This window comes from Psychromarinibacter sediminicola, from assembly GCF_029168335.1.
In the GTDB taxonomy this organism is placed as follows: domain Bacteria; phylum Pseudomonadota; class Alphaproteobacteria; order Rhodobacterales; family Rhodobacteraceae; genus Psychromarinibacter; species Psychromarinibacter sediminicola.
The window spans coordinates 1-809 of the sequence record NZ_JARGYC010000215.1 but is presented as its reverse complement, the minus strand read 5'-3'; the positions used below and the strand labels follow the sequence as shown (position 1 = coordinate 809).

Here is an 809-nt window from a genome sequence, read left to right as displayed (position 1 = left end):
GCATTCGCCGCAAATGCCCTTACGAGGAAGGCCCCTTCGGATTCACCGTCTGCCCGGTTGAATACCCCTGCCGGGGTGATCGCCTGCCCACAGAGTCCGCGTTCACCGGCCGTTTCCACGAAGGTTACGAACGCGGAAACCGGGTGCAGCCCGTCTCCCGTGCATCCCTCCAGTCGGTCCAGTCGTCTGCTCAACCCGCTCATTTCGCTTTCTCCAGTGCCGATATGCGTTGTTCCAGTTCCGTGGTTTCCAGCGTCTTCCTGTAGCCCTCCACGAGCGCCATGACGCTCGCACCCTCCATCGGGGTCAGCGAGCCACAAGAGACGGCCTGCAGCACCGCCTGTGCGGCCTGTGCGGCGTCCTGGGCGGTCTCCATGGGCGGGAGTTCGAATTCCACGGGTGTGTCCTTTCTCGGCGGCGCGATCCGCTCCAGGCACAGCCTGAGAGCCGTGGTGTCGCCGCCCATCGCCAGGTCTACGGCCTTGCGGGTCAGACCTTCGGCTTCGCCCTGAAGCAGTTCCTCGATGGCGAGCGTCGCCTTGTGCCGCGAACCCTTCGGCCGGCCGGGGTTGCCCGGCGCGAACTTGCCCGTGTCGTCGGTGTACGTTTTTCGGTCGTTTTTTCGTGCCACCATCCGTCGTCAATGCCTCGTTTCGCCCACTGCACCGAGACGCTTCGCCAGCGCGGCCAGCCGGGGGCCAAGATCAGGCAGGTTCCGGCTATCGCCCGCCGGCGACGTGCCGGCTAGGACATCAGGAGAAGCAGCCGTAGCGTCATCCAAAGCCGCCCCAGACGCGTCTCTGGTGGCA

The 809-nt window shown here is 65.4% G+C and carries 2 protein-coding genes; both read right to left on the bottom strand.

Going from position 1 to position 809, the window contains the following annotated elements:
- Nucleotides 1-203: hypothetical protein (locus P1J78_RS25045; RefSeq protein WP_275570086.1), on the bottom strand; the 203-nt coding region annotated here is incomplete at its 3' end.
- Entirely contained in the window at nucleotides 200-631 is a 432-nt protein-coding gene (locus tag P1J78_RS25040) for a DUF5681 domain-containing protein (RefSeq protein ID WP_275570085.1), read from the bottom strand. The genes P1J78_RS25045 and P1J78_RS25040, both read right to left, overlap by 4 nt.
- Nucleotides 632-809: the final 178 nt, after the last annotated feature.